Source organism: Microcoleus sp. Z1_A1, from assembly GCF_036700305.1.
Lineage (GTDB): Bacteria > Cyanobacteriota > Cyanobacteriia > Cyanobacteriales > Microcoleaceae > Microcoleus.
The window spans coordinates 26803-48244 of the sequence record NZ_JAUBOR010000032.1; the positions used below are offsets into that span (position 1 = coordinate 26803).

Here is a 21442-nt window from a genome sequence, read left to right on the forward strand (position 1 = left end):
CGCGAAAAAAGTCAACTCTGCCTCGTGGGAGATAGTATGAACAGGTCAATTTTTGGGATACTAGAAACTAGCACTCAACTTAGCTGAGGAATAAACGTGCTGCTATCAAAAGGCTTTGAAGTAGAAATGTATACCGGCACTCCCGAAGGTGAGGTTGTCGGTCTCTCCGATCGCATAGTCGCCGATCTAGAGGGATTTGTCCGGGAGCCTGATAGCCGCAATGTGGAGTACACGACCGCCCCGCTGTGCAGCTACGATCGCCTGCTGTGCGCCTTAGTCAAGCCACGAGTTCGGCTGCGCGAGTATTTAAAACAATTGGGCGACTATACCTTGCTGCCGGGAAGTACCTTGTCTCTCGGAGGGAGCGATCGATTTTACCGCTCCGATCCCAACAACCCCTACCACACCTACATCGAGCAAACCTACGGCACCAAAGTCGTCACCGCCAGCATTCACATCAACATCGGCATCTCCCAACCAGAAATGCTGATGCGCGCCATCCGCCTCGCCCGCGTCGAAGCACCACTGTACCTTGCCTTGAGCGCCTCTTCCCCCTTCCTCGACGGCGAAGTGACGGGCTATCATTCGACTCGGTGGGGTTTGTTTCCCAAAACTCCCGCCATCGTCCCCCTGTTTGAAAGTCACAGACATTACATCCAGTGGACTGAAGAACAGCTAGAACTCGGTACTATGCAAAACGTCCGCCATTTGTGGTCTGCAGTGCGACCCAATGGCGATCGTCGCCCCTACTGTCTCAACCGCCTCGAACTGAGAATTTGCGACCTCGAAGTCAATCCTCTGGCTTTGTTAGCCATCACTGCCTTACTAGAAGCTCGCATTTGGCAGATGATGGAAGACCCCAGCTTAGACCCCTTAGAACTCAGCACCTTACCGGAGGCCACGCGCAACCAAGACTTAGTTGCCCTCACAGACGCCAACGAAATTGCTGCATCCGAGCAAAGTTTGGATGCCGAACTTACCCACTGGCAAGACGGCAGAACTATTCTGGCACGAGATTGGATTGAGGAAATTTACCGAGAAGTCTGGCCTATAGCCAAAAAACGCGGCTTTAGTTGCTTTCTCTCGCCACTCAAAAAGATTCTCCGGGAAGGCAACACGGCCCAGCAGTGGTTGAAACTGCACGAGGGAGGTTCGGACACCCGCAGTATTATTCTGCAAGGGATTGATGGCATGGCTCACCAAGAATTGGAGCTAGAAGACAACTTGTGCGCCCAGTTAGTTGCCTGAAGTACCCGCCGTTATGATAACGGGGGCTTTCACTAGCCCCCTGGCTATGCGTACTCAGCGAATACAAATAGCCCGAACCTCCCGGTCAATCGATTTTAGATTTGAGATTTTAGATTTTAGATTGACTTGCGCGAGATAAATACGTTCGGCAAGTTTCATCGGATACAGGTTTTTTATTTCACCGGTCCTGAGTCTGCTTTTGGAATGAATCACGTGGCGGGTATCCTGGATGCGGGAATTGTCAAAAGTTGCAGAGCACCTCCCAAAAACCAATCAGAATATTTAATCAATGGATCTCGACAAAGGTTATAAATAAAAGCTATAAGGTATATCTACCTGTGGGTAGTTTTATAAATTTCCCAATAGCTGTATTTTTCGCTTTTAATTAGCTTCATGCCCCAACTTGTCTTGATTCACCCGCAAATCCCCCCGAATACTGGCAATATCGCCCGCACTTGCGCTGCCACAGGCACGGAACTGCATTTAGTCGGCCCGCTGGGGTTTGAAATTAGCGATCGCTACCTGAAACGGGCCGGCTTAGATTACTGGCCCTACGTCAACCTCCAGTGCCACGAAGACTTAGCGGCTTTTTTGGCCTATCGGGAGCAGCGGGGGGGACGCTCGATCGGATTCAGCACTGGCGGGCGATACAATTACGCGCAATTCCAATTTCAGCCCAGCGACTGGCTGATGTTTGGCTCGGAAACTGTAGGCATTCCCCAATACGTCTTGGATGCCTGCGACGCCACAGTTTTCATTCCGATGAGCCAGCCTGGAGTCAGGAGTTTGAACCTCTCCGTCAGTGCCGCTGTAGGTTTATTTGAGGCTAAACGACAGTTGGGGGAGCTGGGATAAATCATTATCAACACATAAATATATAGATATTTAATAGCTGGTGGAGGCTGCCAAGTCTCCATTTTCATATAAGAAATTTGTATCAAAGGGGTGAAAATCTCGATAGCCGACATTAATATATTTTATTCATTCAAAAACAGATTGTTATCAGCAACACCAAATTACTCCCAAGATGATTCAGCAACAAAAACAGAGGATTTTAGCGATTTAGGGCGCGAGCGAGTACCAGCTTGGGTCTGAACACTATATCTAGTAAATATACGGTTGTAGGCTGTCCGGAAATTAGCCTAAAGTCAGATAATAGGTAAGAGTTCAGAGCCTGTGCGGGAACGAAGATTTTATCTATTCGTTCCAGCTATTGCGGTGTAAGGCTTGTGGGGTTAATTGCAGCAGGTTTGACCGAGAATTTTAAAATTTCTGACGGTTTGAGCTTGTCTAAATTAAAAAAGCAAGGTAATCTGGCCTAAGCATGATAGCTGTCAACAATCAGAATATTTTTGCTTGTTGATTTAAACTCAGCTTCATGCGATCCCCTTGAGTGTTTCCAAGGACAGTTAGCGCTTCTCAGTAGGAGGTCGTTTTTTTGAAACGAACATATCCCCAAATTAAGCCTGTTCAGGCTAGTGAAATCGACAGAGAGGGTTCTGCGGAACCATCCAAACAGACAACGCTCAGCACAGGCAGAGTTCGCTCTCTCGCCACGATCGGGCTGGCAATATCGGTAGGTGCTTCTGGCATCCTGCTACCGAGAAATGGAGACAGCGCTCGCGCGTCTGAACTCGCACCGACATCAGAATCCACCGCTGTACAGCCAGTATCGGCCAACGGGCCGGCTACGTCCGCACAAGTTGACGGTTCCAGGGCCCAACAGCCCGGAACACCTTCTGAGTCGGTGACGGTTAAGGTGCAGGAAGGGCAAAGCCTTTGGGAGCTTTCTCGGGATTATCAAGTTGAACCGTTGGTACTAGCAACTGCCAACGAGATCCAACCCGATACCATACTCCAAGTTGGCCAACAGCTCAGAATTCCGACTGCGACGGAAGCCACACCACAACAGAACGCCGGCTATAGCACATCGGCTTCGCTAGATATCGCAGCGACGGTCAATCCAGAACAAGAGTTAAATCTGACTGGCTCCGAGCCATTGGATAGTGCAGCCATGACAGGGCTGCCATCAACCGCAGCGACCCCGCTGGTCACGACGGTACCGGAACAAAGTTCGATCGAGATCCCGAATGCAGACGGGGCGATCGACAGTTTGAAGAAACAGGAAAACCGCACCACAGAATCGGGTCGAACGATGTTCGGGTCGGAGGGGGGAGCAAATTTATCTACATCTGCGGCATTTTTGCCCGAGTCAGCACCGACGCTGACCTCCCCCGAATATGCAACTGGGACAACTATTCCTGACCTCGATGCCACACCTGTAATTCCCAATTCCGGGGGAGGTCAAGCAGCATCGCCCGATCGAGCATTCGAGTCAATTGAACAGTCTTTAGCAACACCCAGTTTGCCCACGGCTGTGCTAGTCCCCCCTGCAGGAAGTACCGCCGCGCCGGCTGAGGTTCTCTACAGCGTGCGTCCGGGAGATACAGTAGATGCGATCGCCAAAGGTCACGGCGTATCGCCCAAAGATCTGATCTCCGTCAACAAGCTCGGCAACCCCAACTTGCTGAATGTCAATCAACGGCTCAAAATACCCCAAGTTGGGTTTAAAAATCCAGGGGTGCAGGCGGCAGCCTCTTATTCTGCCTCCAACTCTACATCTGTCTGGGCGGCGAATTCGGTTCCCGCATCTTTGAACCCCAGTTCGTCTACTTCGGAAATAGTCGGTGCTGGCGTTGCAGCACCGGCGGCCACAGTGCCTCTTGTCTCTCCCCTGGAGAACCTGGAAGGTCTGAACAATATTTCAGCGCCGATGGTTCCCCAAATTAACAGCATTTCGCTGACTCAAGTTTCCCAAACCATTAGCGATCCACGGAAGCTGGATCTTCAAGGGGAACCAACATTTACAGGTGCTGTTGACACCAGTTCCCTGCCCTCGCCAGCCAGTGCAACTGCTACCGCCATCGCTACGGGAGAATACCCGCAGCCGATCGGGTTCGTGCCAAATACTAGCGCCCAGGGTTCAAATGCCGATCCAACTAGCGCTTTACCAGAATCGAATTCGGAGGCTCGGACTACCGCAGAAGCTCTCAACCCTTATTCCGAACGCTTGAGGGCAGAAGTTGTCAGACTGCGAGAGGAATATCGTGCCTCGCGCAATTCGATCGGCGCCAATGCGGTGTCCCTGGCTCCAAATGACGGGCCCTCGGTCAACCAGTCTGAGGATATGCCAAGTGTCAATCCATATCTCTACACCCCCGACTATACTGAGGCGGTGCAGAATGAAATCAGCAGACCGCCATCAAGAGCTTGGTCTGAGCAGGTTCAGAAGCAGCAGCAAGAGCGTTTAGACCCCGCTCGCGCAGCGGAACTGCAACCGATCAACCTGACGCCAAAAAGCACTCAGGATCAGCCGGTCGTGGCAACTGCTCCTTTGGGATCTGAGGCTTACGACCCCCTAAGCAACCCGTCTTTGGGACGCATGGTTTCTCCAGAACTGCCTCCGCTGTCGAGCCCTGACACTTATCTGCCTAACGGCAAACAACAGTCTGCTAGCCGGTTTATTTGGCCGTCTAAGGGCGTTCTGACTTCTGGCTACGGCTGGCGGTGGGGACGGATGCACAGGGGAATTGATATTGCAGGGCCGATCGGCACGCCAATTGTGGCAGCATCAGACGGGGTGGTTACCTATGCTCAGTGGAACGACGGCGGCTACGGGTATCTGGTGGAAATTACCCATCCTGACGGCACTGAGACTATCTATGCCCACAACAGCCGGATTTTGGTGCAAAAGGGTCAGAGAGTCGCTCAAGGGGAACAGATTTCAGAAATGGGGAGTACCGGCTTTAGTACCGGGCCGCACTTGCACTTTGAAATTCATCCCGCCGGACAGGGTGCTATCAACCCAATGGCTTTACTGCCCGACGATGCGTCCAGCGCTTCTCGGTAACGACTGGTCGAAAGTTATGGGTTTTGAATGATTACCAAAACTCATAACTTTTACTAGAAGTCATTAGAAATAGTGTTGTTTCAAAAGCAGACATAGCTAGCCCTACCGTGCTACGATAGTAAATCGTGAAGTAGATTTGGCTCAGTGGCGCAGTGGTTAGCGCAGGGGACTCATAAGCCCAAGGTCGCAGGTTCAAATCCCGCCTGAGCCATTATTTAATCAAAAAAACTGCGCTCTCAAATTTGAGAGCGTATTTTTTTGATCGATCGAGAAGATACTTGTAGTCGTTATGAGTATGATATATTTGTAACAGTTCGTAAAAAAGGAAACAAAATCTATGACCAGTGAATGCCTCCGGGTTGGTCAAGCTGCACCCGACTTCGCAGCAACAGCCGTAGTGGATCAGGAATTCAAGACAGTGAAACTGTCCGACTATAAAGGCAAAAAGTATGTAGTCCTGTTCTTCTACCCCTTGGACTTCACCTTTGTGTGCCCGACTGAGATTACAGCATTTAGCGATCGCTTCGAGGACTTCAAGAAAATCGATACCGAAATCCTCGGCGTATCCGTGGACAGTGAATTCTCTCACCTCGCTTGGATACAAACAGACCGTAAATCTGGCGGTGTTGGCGACCTCAACTATCCCTTAGTTGCTGACCTCAAAAAAACAATTAGTTCGGCCTACAACGTCCTCGACCCAGAAGCAGGCATTGCCCTCAGAGGTCTGTTCATCATCGACAAAGAAGGCATCATCCAACACTCTACTATCAACAATCTTGCCTTCGGCCGCAACGTGGACGAAACTCTCCGTACTCTGCAAGCTATCCAACACGTCCAGTCTCATCCCGATGAAGTTTGTCCCGCCGGCTGGCAGCCCGGTGACAAGACCATGACTCCCGATCCTGTCAAGTCTAAGGTATTCTTTGCTGCGGTTTAAGCAGATTATATTGGTAGGGACACGGCAGTGTCGTGTCCCTACCCGCAGAGGTATTCCTTTAACCTGACATCTTGCAGCAATATCAATAAGAGGATTTTTCGTGGGGTCGGGCGGGTTTATAGAACCTATTTGCAAGCTTTAAGGCTGTTGGCGAACCCGCCCCTACGGCTAATTGAGAATGCTGCAATATCTCAGTTTAACCGGATTTTTAAATTAGCAATTAGCAATTACCCAATTAGGAAATATGCTGACTTCTACTAATTTTAGCGGCTTGTTAAATGAGCGGTTTTTCCAAAATTTATTGCCTGTTCCGGCGAGTAATGTTCTGAAGCTGGGACAGATGACGCCAGATTTTGAATTGCCGGATATTAATAATGGCAAATTAGTGCGGCTGTCGAATTATCGGGGCGATAGACCGGTGGTTCTGGCTTTTACGCGGATTTTTACAGAAAAGCAATATTGCCCTTTCTGTTTTCCTCACATTAAAGCTTTGAATGAAAACTGGGAAAAATTTGCCGATCGCAATATAGAATTATTGATGGTTGCCAGTACCGACGATCGCCAAAGCCAAATTGTGGTTAGAGATTTAGGCTTGAAAATGCCTCTGCTTTCCGATCCGGGCTGTCAAGTTTTTCGGGCTTATCAAGTCGGTCAGGCTTTAGGTGCTCCTTTGCCCGCTCAGTTTGTTTTGGCTGCAGATGGAAAACTCCTCTTCAAACATTTGTTTTCTTTCATAGACCACAATGCTAGTGTGGACACTTTGCTGAAATATGTCGGTAAGGAAACCGCTGCTGTGTCCTAATTTGGAGTTTTTCACCGCTGATGTACGCTGGTTTAGGCTCATCAGCGGGATTTTTTCAGCGGTTGACCAAGAATTTCTTGATAGTACAAGCCCCCGGATTTATCCGTGGAATCAATCCAAAATCTAAAATCTAAAATCCTCAAGCCCCCGCCTTTATCTCGCGCAAGTCAATCTAAAATCTAAAATCTAAAATCTAAAATCGATTGACACTGGCTGCGACAGGTCTTTAGTAATAAATACTTATTGTGCCAATTTCGATGGCGGAATGTTGCCATGTTCGCTCGACATTAATCTAGGCTATAGCTTGAAGGTACTTAGTACAAGTTTAAGCCAATGTCGTCTCCCAAAGATCGATCGAGCAAAATTGAATTGAGCATCTTAGCGTCGCATCCTGAGTTGTTGACAGGTTTAGATGCGTGGCTGCGGCTAGGTTTACTTTCGCCCGCTGAAGTTGAGGAATTGTGCCGACAGTATTTAGTCTGCCCACTCAGAGATCCCGCTGTAGATTTTTCTGAAATTGAGAACCCGCGAGCTCCTATTGCCGATCCAAAAGTACCTGCCTTATCAACACAAAAAGCAGTACCTAGCAGCCGTGAAAGCGTTGCTAGACCCACAGAAACTACTCAAACCCCTAATTTTATCGCTCAAATTTTGCACTCGCTAATGGCAGAAATTAGCGTGATGTGGCTGTTGTTTTTAGGAGTGTTCATGGTAGTTGTCTCCTCTGGAGTCTTAGCTGCCAGTCAGTGGGAAAGATTTCCTGCCGCCGGACAATATGGAGTTTTATTAGCTTATACTTTAACCTTTTGGGCGATTAGCAGTTGGGCAAACAGACAGCAGAATTTGCACTTGACTGCTCAAACTTTGCAAGAAGTGACGCTGTTGCTAGTGCCGATCAATTTTTGGGCAATGGATACTTTTGGATTGTGGCGGTATCCTTGGGATTGGGCGGTAGCAATCGCAGCGGCACTTATTTTGACTTGGATAACTGCCCGGATTATCAAATATCAATATCAAAGCGGTTCAGGAAAAAACATCACTCGATCGATCGCCCTAAATCACTTGGGATTGAGTTATTTGCACTCTTGGTGGGCATTTGCAGGCTTTTCCCTCGCTGCTGTTTATTTGGGTACAGTGGGAACTGCTGCTACTACAGTTTATCAAGTTCAGCAACAACGATTGCAATCTATCCAAGGTGGGGGAAATACTGAAACATTCCCCGCTGGTTTCAGTTTTAGCAGAGATTTTCTGACTTACAAAAAAGCAGCTTTAGTAGCTTATTCGTTAGGAATTTTACTGGGTCGAGCGATATTTGTCAAGGATGTAAATATCGCTGAAATGGGTTTAGCTTTGGCGATTTGTGGCGTGCTTTTAGGATGGCTAGATTGGCAGCACCCCCTCGCCTCTGGGACTATTGAAAACAATATATCCGACCCGCCAAATCCCAGCAACTTTTTTCACTGGCAATTAGCGGGAATGGGTTTGTTGGGTTTGGGCTACCTGGTTTGTTTTCGCGACATTCCGCTACAGGCGATCGCCGTTAGCGGATTGGCTGTTTGGTTTTTTTATAACCGTTTAGTGCGGTTTTGGCAAGAGTTTGATTTGCTAATACTGGAGGCGGTGGGACTTCAGAGTATTTGGCTGTTTTGGCGACTGCTTCCTTTAGGGATTAAAACACAAGTTGTGGCATTTTTAACTCAGCTTACCAACTCTCAGGAAACTCCTTGGGGTTTTTGGGGTGTTCTGCTGTTGCCTTATTTAATTTTAATGGTAACTGCGGCGCAGTGGCTCTACCGCAAGCGAAAGTTTCAACTAGCCAGTTTTGGGGAAAAGGTTGCTCTCGGTTTGGGGAGCGTTTTAACTGTTATTAGTTTTGTCAATCCGTTTTGGCGATCGCTCAATTTATTATTCTCTACTTTAATTTTAGGTTGGATCGCTTGGAAATACGTAATTCCCGATAATTCCCGGCGAGTTGCGAGGCCGGATTCTGCGGCTGAAAAACCGGGAAATCCGGCAATTTTGGTTCCCATAACTCACATTATGGGTTTAGGCGCGATCGCATCTGCAATTGACTTATTCTTCCCAAACCTGACACCCAATATTTGGTCTGCAATATTATTAATATTCATGGCGAGTGAATGGGTATTTTTTGTGGGAATGAAAGCGGCAAATTTCCGAGAAAACTCTGCATTTTTTCGCTGCCATCCTGCATGGTTTCAAAATTCGTGGTATTTGGGCTTAGTATTAGCAGGGGTCAGCTTTGTCTTGTTGCAAAATTATTTGATTGTGGGTACTGCCACTCATCGCCCTCAGTGGAGTTTGCTCTGGCTGGCGACTCCTTTGGCTTTGACTGCTGTTGCTAAATATACTGAGGTTCCTCACAAACGAGTTGCCAGTACCTTTAGTAAGATCGCCCTAATATTTGCACAATTTCTAATTTTTAGTTTTCCGGGATATCGGTTAATTGGTTTGGGGGTTGCCGCCGGATTAATGTTGGTCAATACTTACTATTTAGTCGAGATACCAGCGGCGGCGATTGGAGTTGGATTTGGCTTGAGTTTCGTAGCTGCGGTGATTTATGAATTAGGTTTTGTTTCGGGTTGGGATTGGGGAATTGCCGGGGCGATCGCACTTTTGTCTCTGTGGTTGCTTCGCAGCATGATTGTTCGTTTTTCCAGCCGTTTACCTGAGCCTTCTCAATTAGCTGAAATTTACGATCGAGCTGTAGATGGGTGGGCAATCTTACTCACCGGCTTACTGTTAACAACTATTACTTTTTATTCCTATGAACTCTACGCAGCCAGTAGCTTGAGTTTTCCGCCCTCTGCTGAAGTTTTGGCTGCTATTTTGGTGATAATGGCTGCGATAATTTTCCGAAGTTTACGCCAACTTTCCCCTCTGGCAATTTATGCCTTGGCTTGGAGTTTGGAGTTGTTGACAGCAGTCGGTTTAAGTTTTGTCGATCGCACGACGATTAATTTGGCAGTTGCTAATATCGCTCTCGGATTGTTTACTCAATTATTGGGTGATGTGTGGCGGCGCCGTCACCGCGAGCAAACAATTTTACCGAGCATTCATGTTATACCTTTGGTTTACGGGGTATTGGGTTTAACTTTCCGATCGCACACTTTGACGAATTGGACTGGTTTAACTGTGTTGGGGGCGTCTTTAATTGCGATCGGCATTGGTAGGCGGGAACCAGAATTCAAACCTTTGGTTTATTTAGGATTAATTGGCGTTTCCGTTGCTGCTTGCGAATCGCTACTATATCAAATTTTTCAAACACCAGGAGGAGCTTTTGGCGACGGCTTAATTGTCCTGGCCACTCTCGGCACAAGTTTAACATATATCTATCGCATTTTATCTCCTTGGCTCAGCAATTATTTACATTTAACTAACGCAGAGTTAAAAATATTTGCTCACCTGCACTGGGTTTTGAGCAGTTGGCTGCTGATTTGGGCTTCTGCGAATGATATTAAGTCCGGTATAAGTTTAGGATTAGTCACTGGTGCTTTATTAGTTCAATATGCTTTCTTGCAAGGGCGAAATAATCTCGATCGCCAATGGGCAGAAATTTGGATTTACTTGGGCTGGCTAGAAGCCTTTGGCATCCGGCTTTATTGGATCAATACGCCTTTAGTTAAGTATATTTCCGGGCCGCTGGGGCCGTGGAAAGTTGCCCTCGCTTCTCTATTTGCCTATTTCATTTACATTTTGCCTTGGGAAAACTGGGGTTGGTCAAAAAAACCTTGGCAGGTAATTGCTTCGCTGATTCCAATAGTGACTATTTTGGAAAGTCCGGCTAAGTTTTATCCGATTAGCTTGCTGATAGCTGCTACCTTCTATTTTTTCCTAGCTTGGGAAAAGGAGGAAGTCCGTTTTACCTATGTGAGTGTGGCGATAATTGACTGGATAATTCTGCGGTGGTTCTGGCAAATAGGATTGACTCAGCCAGAGTTTTATGTTACTCCTTTAGGACTTTCTTTACTTTACATTACTCAGTTCGTGAAGCGTAGCTATCCCGTAGGGAATCGTACTCTCAAATTACCCGCACAAAAACCGCTGCGCCACAATCTGCGAATGCTTGCAACTGCGCTGATTTGCGGGATGCCTCTTTTGACTCAGCAAAGCCACGGTTTAGTTGCGGGGGCTTTTAGTTTGGCGGCTATTGCCGCAGGTTTGGCGCTGCGAGTTCGGGCGTTTTTGTTTGTGGGAACGGCTGTATTTTTAATCAATGTTTTCTATCAGTTGGTGGTTCTGATATTCGATTATCCGCTGATTAAATGGGCGATTGGTTTGGCTTTTGGGATTGTGTTTATCTGGATTGCTGCTACTTTTGAAACGCGGCGCGATCGCATTTCCGCTGTCGTGCAGCATTGGGTTGTACAATTGCAATCGTGGGATTAAATTTTCCCTTAATCAACTTTTGTTGGGTGGTTAGGGTGGGTTTACCAAAACCCTAACCCTATGATTATTTGTTGATGAAGTTTTGAAAAATCGCCTTTTTTTTTTTGGTAAAAAGCTTGACACTGTTAGCTTGACAATGTATTATTTAATAATGGGAATAGTGGCAATTTTAAAATTTAAGTTACTACTCCCATTATCTAAAATATACCTTAAAAGCAAACTAAGATCAATAGGTAAAAATTCCTTTTTTTGCGCCGCGATTTGAGATTGTGAAAGCAGCAAAGGCGATGAAACAGAAAAAGGGCAACTAAAAGGAGCGCCAAATAAATAAATTATGACAACTCAGTTTATGAAGCGCCTGTTCACAGTAAAAGAATATCATCAGATGATTGAATCTGGCATCTTGACAAAAGATGATAAAGTTGAATTGATTCGAGGAGAAATCGTTCAAATGGCCGCCGTTGGTAGAAGGCATACATCTCATGTCAAGCGTCTGACAGAGTTATTCTATATCCGTTTATTATCGAGAGTAACCATTGGAGTTCAAGATCCGGTAGAATTGGACGATCGCTCGGAACCTGAACCGGATATTTCTTTACTGCGGCGGCGCGATGATTTTTACGAATCGGGACATCCTCAGTCTGAGGATATTTTACTAATTGTGGAAGTAGCGGATGCAACCGCTGAAACTGACAGAAATATCAAAATTCCTCTTTATGCGGAAGACAATATTGTAGAAGTTTGGCTGGTAGATATTAACGAGCAATGTGTAGTAGTTTATCGCGAACCTTCTCCTTCGGGATATCAAAATATTCAAAGATTTCAGCGGGGTCAGGTTTTATCTATTCTAGCTTTTCCAGACATAGAAATTGCTGTAGATAATGTGTTGGGATAATAGAGTCATAACTCATACCATTTTAGATTTTAGATTTTAGATTTTAGATTTTAGAATTGGGAATCATATCGTTTCCGGTTGTATCGGAATGATTTAACCGCAGAGGGCGCAGAGAACGCAGAGGGAGAGAATACAGAGAGGAATAATGTCCGATGCTACCGAATTTGATATGACTGATTATATAAGGATTTGGAGCTTGCCTAAAGTTGCTTTTTTTCAACTGGTTTCATTTAATTAAAAACCCGGTTTCTCCGAGAAACCGGGTTTTTAATTAAATGTATTTATCCGTTGTTAGAGCCGATTAATGGCTTAATGCGAATTCGGGCAATTTCGGCTCAGATGGGCCATCGGGCACTATCTTAACCTGACCGTTTTCATCCACATCAACGATCGCCTTTTGGCCGTCTTTTAGCTTCCCAGACAGCATTTCCTCAGCCAGTACATCTTCCAACAACCGCATGATTGCGCGGCGCAAAGGTCGAGCACCGTAGCTGGGATTGTAGCCTTCTGTAACTAACAAGTCCTTGAACCGGTCTGTCACCGACAAAGTAATACCCTGTTCGGTTAAGCGGCTGAAGACTTGCTGCAACATAATGTCCGCAATCTGCTTCACTTCTTCCCTGTTCAACTGGCGGAAGACGATAATCTCATCCAAGCGGTTGATAAATTCGGGACGGAAAAACTGTTTCAGTTCTTCGTTTACCAAGCTGCGAACGCGGTTGTACTGAACGTCTGCTGCACTGTCAGCAAACTCGAAACCGAGGCCGCCGCCGCCTTTTTCAATTACTCGCGAACCGATGTTTGATGTCATGATCAGCAGTGTATTCTTAAAGTCTACTGTCCGACCTTTAGCATCAGTTAAGCGGCCGTCTTCTAAGATTTGCAGCATCATGTTGAAGACATCTGGGTGAGCTTTTTCGATTTCGTCGAACAAGATGACTGTGTAAGGACGGCGCCGGACTGCTTCTGTTAGTTGGCCACCTTCGTCGTAGCCAACGTAACCCGGAGGCGAACCGATGAGTTTGGAAACCGTGTGGCGTTCCATGAATTCGGACATATCTAACCGAATCATGGCTTCTTCGGAACCGAAGAAATATGTTGCTAGGGCTTTTGTAAGTTCGGTTTTGCCGACGCCTGTGGGCCCGGAAAAGATGAAACTGGCGATCGGGCGATTCGGATTTTTCAAGCCTACCCGCGCGCGACGGATAGCCCTAGAAACTGCGCTGACAGCTTCTTCTTGACCGATCAAGCGCTGGTGCAGCGTGTCTTCCATGTGCAGCAGCAATTCCGATTCGGATTCTGTCAGCTTGCTGACTGGTACTCCCGTCCAATTAGCCACGATGTGGGCGATGTCTTCTTCGGTGACAATGGGAGAAGTTTTGAGTTGGCTTTTGTTGATCGTAGCTTCGGCGATTTCGGCTTCTATTTCTAATTCGCGATCGCGCAATTTTCCAGCTTTGTCGAAGTCTTGCTCGCGCACTGCTGCATCTTTTTCTTTTGTTACTGCGGGCAGTTGCTTTTTGAGCTCTTTAACTTCGGGCGGGGTTTGCGAATTCATCACGCGGACGCGGGAACCTGCTTCGTCAATTAAGTCGATCGCCTTGTCTGGCAAAAACCGATCGTTAATGTACCTGTCTGACAGTGTGGCCGCTGCTTCTAAAGCTGCGTCGGAAATTGTCAGTCTGTGATGCTGTTCGTAAGCCGATCGCAACCCGTACAATATTTCTATTGTTTCAGCCACGCTCGGTTCACCGACTTTTATCGGTTGGAAGCGCCGTTCTAAGGCAGCGTCGCGCTCGATGTGTTTGCGATATTCGTCCAAGGTAGTGGCGCCGACACACTGCAATTCGCCTCTAGCAAGGGCGGGTTTGAGCATATTGGAGGCGTCCATGCTACCTTGAATTGCGCCTGCACCGACTAAGGTGTGAATTTCATCGATTACCAGAATGATGTTGCCTGCAGCGCGAATTTCGGCCATGATTTTCGTCAGCCGTTCTTCAAATTCGCCTCGGAACTTTGTACCAGCAATCAGCGAACCCATATCGAGGCTGATTACTTGTTTGTCTTCTAAAATTTCCGGGACGTTTCTGTTAACAATTCGCTGGGCTAGGCCTTCGGCGAGGGCTGTTTTGCCGACTCCCGGTTCGCCTACTAACACTGGATTGTTCTTCGTGCGGCGGCCGAGCACTTGGATCACGCGCTCGATTTCATTTTCGCGGCCCACTACGGGGTCGAGTTTGCCGGCTGCGGCTAACTTGGTCAGGTTTGTGCCGAATTCTTCTAAAGTCGGGATTTTGCGATCGCCGCTATCTCCCCTGCCTCCGGGTACCGCCGCGACTTCTCCCACGGCACGAATTACCTGCGTGCGGACTCTCTGGCGATCGATCCCCAAGTTTTGCAGCACCTTCGCCGCCACCCCTTCATCGTCCTGAATCAGCCCCAGCAGGATGTGCTCGGTGCCGATGTAATTGTGGCCTAACTGCCGCGCTTCGTTCAGGGCCGTCTCAAAAATGCGCTTAACGCGGGGCGTAAAAGGAATTTCTGGCGGGAGGAACCCAGAACCTCTGCCGATGATATTTTCGATTTCATTGCGCGCCTCTTTCAAGTTGAGGCCCATATCCAGTAATACTTTTGCAGCGATGCCAGTGCCTTCGCCGACGAGTCCCAGAAGAATTTGCTCGGTGCCTACAAAATTGTGACCGAGGCGTCGCGCTTCCTCTTGGGCTAGCATGATTGCTTTAATGGCTTGTTCTGTAAAGCGTTCAAACATATTTTTTCTATCCTACTGTCTTGGCGAGGGCTGTATCGCTGCTGGTGAGGAGCGATTTGGAACACTACACAAATTATAGATGTAAATTTTTGTGTATTTCCTTCTATAACAATGTATCTTGCTAAAGGGGTAGGGACAGTGGGGAGACCCGAATACTATAGGTGTGGTTGCCGTCTCGCAGTACGATCGACAAATGGCAGTGTAAATTAACTACCAGCCGGGAAGTCCCTCGGTATATTCAAAGGGGACGCATCTGAGCGCTGCGCCCCGTACCCCGAATAAATTACTCCTTGGGATGAAAGGCTCGTCGGGTTTCGGTACCGAAACCGACAATTATTCTTTTATACCCCAAGATGATCGGGAAATACTCTGATACTAAATTAGCAAGTGGGGGTGGAACTACCTCACTATAAAAAGCATGAGAAAAAAAAGGAAAAAGAAGCCTGCGGTCTAACTGTACTCAGTTGACCGTCAGGTTTGTTCACATTTGGCTACTATGAATCAATCTTCGGGAGCATCTTGATTTTTTGATGTACCTTCCAAGTATTGAAATAGTAATTTTTGGTATGGCATTTTGGACACACATAAACTATACTATCCAAAGGTCGAAAAAAGGAAGCTTAAAAATGCAGCTAACTTATAAATACCGCCTCAAACCCACAAAAGCCCAACTAACAACAATTGTGGCTCATCTAGAGCTTTGTCGTCGGCAGTACAACTACCGACTCAGCGAAAGATTTAGATGGTGGGAAGCCACGAGAACGCCCGTCAACGCCTGCCCTTTGATTGTTTCGATAGTCCCTGTGGAGGAGATTTATCGAAATATTCCTTTGACGAGAGTGCAGACTAGGGATGGTAGGAAGAAGGATGAATTAGGCAATCCTTTAACCAGGAAAGGCGACGTTTTCTCGAACCTTGAAGGCGGATATGTACAGTGGCAGACGATACAACTTGCCGACCTGAAAAACACTAAGAAGCTGTTTCCTGATTATAAAGTGTTAGATTCTCAGGTCTTACAAGATGTCGTTAACAGAGTTGAAACTTCCTTTTCAAACTTTACCACGCCCGACAAGAATGGTAATCGTAGAGGTAAGCCCAAATTCAAGGGGCTTCATTACTACAAATCCTTCACATACCCTCAACTAGATAATTTACATATCGTTAAGGACGAGCAAAACAGGATTTGTATTGACCTAGCAAAGATAGGTCAAGTGCCGATGGTATTCCATCGTCCAATACCAACAGGGTTCAAAGTTAAGACGGGCAGTGTTATCAGAGAAGCAGATGGGTGGTATATTTCCTTGACGCTAGAAGATAAGACGGTTCCCGTAACGGTTACAGAAATTCAACCGACGGTCGAAAATACTGTTGGTATAGATATGGGGATAACCCATTACGTCTATCTTTCCAATGGCAGAAGAGTTGAGAATCCTAGATTCTTGAGGAAGTCGGCCCAGAAGTTAGCAAGGCTTCAAGCGAAGTTAGCTGGTAGAGTAAAGGGTTCTAAACCTTGGAAGATTATCAAGGGCAAGATTTCCAGACTCCATCAGTTTGTAGCTAGAACTAGATTAGATTTTCAGTTCAAAACAGCACATGAGCTATTCAGTAAATGCGATGTTTTAGTTGTTGAAGACTTGAGCGTCAAAAATCTAACTAGACGTGCCAAGCCCAAGACCGATATTGAGGATGGTAATTTGGTTTACTTGCCGAACGGTCAGTCAGCTAAGAGCGGTTTGAATAAATCAATGCTTGATGCTGCTCACGGGCAATTTGCTAGCGTCCTAAAATATGTCGCCTGGAAGCTAGGTAAAAGCGTTTTGTTTGTTGACCCGAAAGGAACTTCTCAACATTGCTGGAAATGTATCAATAAAGTCCCGAAAGAATTATCGGAACGCTGGCATTCCTGTCAGTGCGGAGAATCTTTGGATCGAGATGAAAATTCAGCTAAACTTATTAGAAAGATTGGTCTGAGTTACAAAAGTGGCGGGGGAACTCCGTCACTCAAAAAAGCCTTTGCAAAAAAGGAAAAAGAAGCCTGCGGTCTAACTGTACCCAGTTGACCGTCAGGTTAGTTCACAGCCATCGTGAAAGCAACTGTTCAATTACTTCCACAAAGCCGATCGCAATTTGGATCAATGGCCAACCCACCAAACAAATTAACACCGCCCAGCGAGTTTTAATATCCAAACCTTGGCGAACCGCCACAATTACAGCTAGCAAACTCCACACAGCTAATATCCGCTCAATTCCTTCTCCCAGCAAAGGAATCAACGTTAAGAAATTCAGCACTTGGGGGGCGTAGGCAAAGCCGATCGGAACCAGCAACTCCCCATAAGTTACGTGTCCCGGCTTCAGCCACTCCCCGATTTTAAAGATAGTGAAAGTCCAAAAATAATAACCCCCCGCGACTGCCAAACCCTCTATCAAAAGTCCTAGAAATAATACTGATGGCTCAGTTCGGTTGATTAACAAGATCGCAGCACTGCCCAACACGCGGGACAGCGCAGCTAAAATTACAATTGTTAAAGCTATTCGCTTAGTTCTGCGAGTGTAGGGAGTTTTTTCGTAAAAATTGCCGTTCAATGAAAGTGCGTTCCAAAGGGTTGCCCCCAAACTTGCAATTGAATCTTCTCCCTTCACGTTGAACTCCTGCTCCTCAAGATAGTTGACAACTTTTACAAAATAAGCTCTAATACAGCAGAATCACCGAAGTATTTCTAGGTAATTAAGTAATTAATTGGCATTCTACCAGATTTTATTAAATGCTAAGATTGATTTTACGGATACTTGCATGGCTGCGCGGGGGAAGTTTAAATTTGTTGCTCATCGCAGGTGTAATCCTGATAATTTGGGGCATTCTTTCGCCGGTGGGAACTGTTATATGGTGGCTGAATCAAAGTGCTGAAACTTTTGGTATCAAGAAAAATCCGCCGGAGATACTGCCCTCAAACAAGGGCAATCTAGAAGCCCGCAAGTCTTCGCCACTCAATTGTTATATCATCTTTTTATCGGGAGTTGGCGATTTTTCCGGGGACGAATTAACCCCAGGTGAAGAGTTGTTTCTCAAGCGTTTAGTTAAAAGTCACCCGCAGTGCGTAGCAGTGGGCGATGTTTTTCCTTATTCAGCTTCTAACAAAAGTTTAGGAGGAGAGCGCTGGCTAGCTCCTTTTTGGCGGTTTGCAGAACAGGCAAAAAGCGGGCCGATTGCGGGAGATATATTAATTAAAATTCGCAATCTCTGGAGATTTGCAATTTCTCTAGATTATCGCTACGGCTTTGCATATAATCAGGGATTGGCTAAGGCAATTATCGATCGCATGAATGCTCAATCTCCCATTTCAGTTAATTCTCAAAAACCTGTGAAAGTTATTTTAATTGGCACTAGCGGCGGAGCACAAGTTGCTTTGGGTGCTACTCGCTATCTTAAAGAATGGCTGAAGGCAGAAATTACGGTTGTTTCGGTTGGGGGCGTGTTTTCGGGAGAAAATGGTTTTGCAGAAGCCGATCGCATTTTCCACTTTCGCGGCACTCGCGATTCAGTTGAGGATATTGGCGGCATAGTTTTTCCCAGTCGCTGGTACTGGTACGCGACTTCTCCTTTCAACCAAGCTCGTTTGCAAGGCCGCTATGCAGCAGCTTTGAGCGGCCCTCACAAGCACGACGGCGATGAGGGATATTTTGGGGAAAATCTAGCAGCGGACGGCAAAAAGTATGTAGATATAACCCTGGACAAGATTAATCAATTGCCTGTTTGGTCTGAGGGCGCGTCTGATTGATAAATTCTTGCGTATTCGATAGTCATTAGTTATTAATTGTGTCATTGTTGGTTGTGCGTTGCTTGAAGCTTGGCCTTGTTGCCTTCCAGTCTCTACCTCCAATTCGCAATTCCCAATTCCCAATTCCCAATTCCCAATTCCCTATTATCAATGTCTCGACCAACATTATATATTGCCATCACAAATCACGGATTCGGCCACGCTGTCCGAGTCTCCTCGGTAGCTGCAAAAATTCAAGAATTAAATCCAGATATCTTACTAATTATCACAACAACAGCACCTCGCTGGCTGCTAGAATCTTACATTGGTGGCGACTTTATCCACCGTCCCCGCGCTTTTGATGTCGGAGTCGTGCAAGCTGACAGTTTGAATATGGATAAAGACGCGACGCTGGAAAAATTGCGGGAAATTCGGAAAAAGCAAAATTCCCTAATTGCCAGCGAAGTTAATTTTATCAAGCAAAATCGGGTGGGTTTGGTGCTGGCAGATATTCCTCCTTTGGCAACGCGAATGGCGGCAGCGGCTGGGGTTCCTTGCTGGATGATGAGCAATTTTGGGTGGGATTTTATCTATCGCGATTGGGGCGGGGAATTTGTAGAAATGGCAGATTGGATTGGTGAGTGTTTCGGAATGTGCGATCGGCTTTTTCGTCTTCCTTTGCACGAACCGATGGCAGCTTTCCCAAATATTCAAGATGTGGGCTTGACTGGCGGCAATCCTCGCTACAGTAACGATAAAGTTCGGGAAGCATTCGGCATCGAAACACCGCTGGAAAAAACTGTATTGCTGACGTTCGGCGGATTGGGTTTAGAGGAAATTCCTTATCAAAATTTACAGCAATTTAGCGACTGGCAATTTATTACTTTTGATGCGGGAGCACCCGATTTGCCAAATTTGATTTATGTCAAAAATGAAGAGTTTACACAATCTTTCCCGATTTTACCGCGTCCGGTTGATATTATGCCTGTCTGCGGGCGCTTAGTTTCTAAACCCGGATACAGCACTTTTGCGGAAGCTTTTCGCTTGGAAATACCTGTTGTTTCTATCATGAGAGAAGGTTTTGCAGAAGCTGCGGTGTTGCTGGAATGGCTTCAAAATTATGCGGAACATCAAATTGTGACGGCGGCGGAGTTTTTTGAGGGGGATTGGGAGTTTTTGCGACAACCGCTGCATCCGCCGCGTTTGTCGGATAAATTGGATAAAAATGGTACGGAGGCGATCGCCCAAGCTGTTGTAGACTATTTTTCATAAGTCCGATTAGAAATCGATCTTACACAAACAAAGTCTACCTCCGCCAACAGAAGAGTTTGGCATCAGTCTCATCCAAAATCTAAAATCTAAAATCTAAAATCTAAAATCGAATGAATCACTATCAACAGATACTCAAGATTCAAACTACCGGGAAATCTCTGTCCAAAATCACTCCTAAGATAGAAGATGCGGTGGCGAATTCAGGTATTAAAACGGGACTTTGCAGCTTATTTTTGCGCCATACTTCTGCTAGTTTGGTGATTCAAGAAAATGCTGACCCGGATGTACTTAAGGATTTGGCTAACTTTTTGGCTAAACTGGTACCGGAGGACGATCGCTACATTCACGATGCCGAAGGCCCAGACGATATGCCGGCGCACATTCGCACTGCGCTGACTCATACTTCTGAACAAATCCCGATCGATCGCGGCAGGTTGCTGTTAGGAACTTGGCAGGGAATTTACCTGTGGGAACACCGCCAGCGGGGTCACATTCGCGAATTAGTTGTTCACGTCAGCGGCACTTGATCGGAATTTGTACCTCGCTGATTTTAGTTGCTTCCGGCGTCATCGGGGAATTGTAAAAAAAACGGCGCGGCGGCCCGACTATTTCGTATTCAGGATGTTCTTGAAGCCAATCTTTGAGTTTCTGGAGGTTATTTTCGTAGCTTTCCCAAGTGTAGGCCCCGCCCACGCCAATGCTGACAACCGTCATCGGCGAAGTATCCGTGATTTCTACAGCGGAGTTAACGCTGCTGGGGGCGATATTTGGTGTGGGATAGAGGAACGAAACTTCAGCTTGGGGAACAGCATCGATTGCCTCGGAAGTTTCCGTATAGCGCGCTTCTACTGGCGTTGTCATCGCAATTTGGTTGTTGCTGATGTGTTGAAATAAGGGATTGAAGGCGATGCCAGTTGCTTGTCGCAAATCGCCCGCGTGGGTGTAGGTGACAGCGCGGTACTGAGGATATTGCTTCACTTCTATCACCCCAATCTGTGCGGGTTCAGGGAATCCAGTAGGTAATACCATTTGAGATTTAAAAGTTGAGATTTTACATTGAAGAATGGGGAAAGACTGACTCCGCAAGGGTTTGGAACTTGCTTGCAGTTGCATGGTTTTTGGCAACTGATATAAATAGGCTGAGATTGTTTGCAGACAATCGTTCAGGTGGCACAATTAGTTTAGCAGTTATTTAAGGCGCTGCTAACTATCGATCGCCTAGAATTAGTTGAGAGATTATTAATTAACCTCGTAATAATACGGACGGCACTGACTAAGCAGAGAAACATTAATCTAGTTGTGCTTGAAAAATTAGCGTTTTTCAGGTGTTTGCTATTTGTGTCGGAAAATATTCGGCTGTTGGGCCCATCGATCTGTGCGTTCTCAGTTATTGGGACGCTTATCGCGTTCAGTAACGCCTATCAATTATACCGCTTTCAGGGAATG

14 protein-coding genes and 1 tRNA gene are annotated in these 21442 nt (G+C 46.6%); 12 read left to right on the plus strand and 3 right to left on the minus strand.

The window, feature by feature from the left end:
- Window positions 1-96: 96 nt before the first annotated feature.
- The 8 genes from gshA (at window position 97) to QT973_RS19880 (ending at window position 12199) form a co-directional block, all read left to right on the plus strand.
- Entirely contained in the window at window positions 97-1248 is a 1152-nt protein-coding gene (gshA, locus tag QT973_RS19845) for a glutamate--cysteine ligase (protein ID WP_333054029.1), read from the plus strand.
- 393 nt (window positions 1249-1641) lie between these two features.
- A complete protein-coding gene (locus QT973_RS19850; RefSeq protein ID WP_333054030.1) occupies window positions 1642-2103 on the plus strand; it encodes a tRNA (cytidine(34)-2'-O)-methyltransferase in 462 nt (153 codons plus the stop codon).
- A gap of 583 nt (window positions 2104-2686) precedes the next feature.
- Window positions 2687-5158 carry a peptidoglycan DD-metalloendopeptidase family protein gene (locus QT973_RS19855; protein ID WP_333054031.1) on the plus strand — a complete coding sequence of 824 codons (2472 nt, stop codon included), beginning with the start codon at window positions 2687-2689 and terminating at the stop codon, window positions 5156-5158.
- A 138-nt stretch (window positions 5159-5296) separates the two neighbouring features.
- Window positions 5297-5369 (plus strand) — tRNA-Met (locus QT973_RS19860).
- A 126-nt stretch (window positions 5370-5495) separates the two neighbouring features.
- Window positions 5496-6095, plus strand: a complete 600-nt coding sequence (locus tag QT973_RS19865; RefSeq protein WP_015178160.1) for a peroxiredoxin — start codon at window positions 5496-5498, stop codon at window positions 6093-6095.
- A 244-nt stretch (window positions 6096-6339) separates the two neighbouring features.
- Window positions 6340-6897, plus strand: coding sequence for a redoxin domain-containing protein (locus QT973_RS19870; RefSeq protein ID WP_333054032.1), 558 nt, complete (start codon window positions 6340-6342; stop codon window positions 6895-6897).
- A gap of 333 nt (window positions 6898-7230) precedes the next feature.
- A complete protein-coding gene (locus tag QT973_RS19875) occupies window positions 7231-11304 on the plus strand; it encodes a hypothetical protein (RefSeq protein ID WP_333392031.1) in 4074 nt (1357 codons plus the stop codon).
- Between the two features lie 334 nt (window positions 11305-11638).
- Window positions 11639-12199: a Uma2 family endonuclease gene (locus QT973_RS19880; protein ID WP_333054034.1), complete on the plus strand. Its 561-nt coding sequence runs from the start codon at window positions 11639-11641 to the stop codon at window positions 12197-12199.
- Between the two features lie 301 nt (window positions 12200-12500).
- Here QT973_RS19880 and QT973_RS19885 read toward each other — a convergent pair whose 3' ends face one another.
- The gene (locus QT973_RS19885; protein ID WP_333054035.1) at window positions 12501-14969 is read right to left on the minus strand and encodes an ATP-dependent Clp protease ATP-binding subunit; all 2469 of its coding nucleotides are present in this window, start codon (window positions 14967-14969) and stop codon (window positions 12501-12503) included.
- Between the two features lie 626 nt (window positions 14970-15595).
- Here QT973_RS19885 and QT973_RS19890 point away from each other — a divergent pair.
- Entirely contained in the window at window positions 15596-17029 is a 1434-nt protein-coding gene (locus QT973_RS19890) for a transposase (protein WP_333209454.1), read from the plus strand.
- Window positions 17030-17042: 13 nt separating this feature from the next.
- Here QT973_RS19890 and QT973_RS19895 read toward each other — a convergent pair whose 3' ends face one another.
- Complete coding sequence (locus tag QT973_RS19895; protein WP_333054037.1) at window positions 17043-17609, minus strand: hypothetical protein; 567 nt, start codon at window positions 17607-17609, stop codon at window positions 17043-17045.
- Between the two features lie 122 nt (window positions 17610-17731).
- On the opposite strand from QT973_RS19895, the gene QT973_RS19900 reads away from it, so the two are divergent.
- From QT973_RS19900 to QT973_RS19910, 3 genes are all read left to right on the plus strand, one after another.
- The gene (locus QT973_RS19900) at window positions 17732-18745 is read left to right on the plus strand and encodes a hypothetical protein (RefSeq protein WP_333054038.1); all 1014 of its coding nucleotides are present in this window, start codon (window positions 17732-17734) and stop codon (window positions 18743-18745) included.
- A 150-nt stretch (window positions 18746-18895) separates the two neighbouring features.
- Window positions 18896-19996, plus strand: coding sequence for a glycosyl transferase (locus tag QT973_RS19905; protein WP_333392032.1), 1101 nt, complete (start codon window positions 18896-18898; stop codon window positions 19994-19996).
- 110 nt (window positions 19997-20106) lie between these two features.
- A complete protein-coding gene (locus QT973_RS19910; RefSeq protein WP_006631723.1) occupies window positions 20107-20523 on the plus strand; it encodes a secondary thiamine-phosphate synthase enzyme YjbQ in 417 nt (138 codons plus the stop codon).
- On the opposite strand, the gene QT973_RS19915 is transcribed toward QT973_RS19910, so the two are convergent.
- On the minus strand, window positions 20510-21025 hold the full coding sequence (locus QT973_RS19915) for a heme-binding protein (protein ID WP_333054040.1): 516 nt from the start codon (window positions 21023-21025) through the stop codon (window positions 20510-20512). The two genes, QT973_RS19910 and QT973_RS19915, sit on opposite strands and share 14 nt — an antisense overlap.
- Window positions 21026-21442 lie beyond the last annotated feature (417 nt).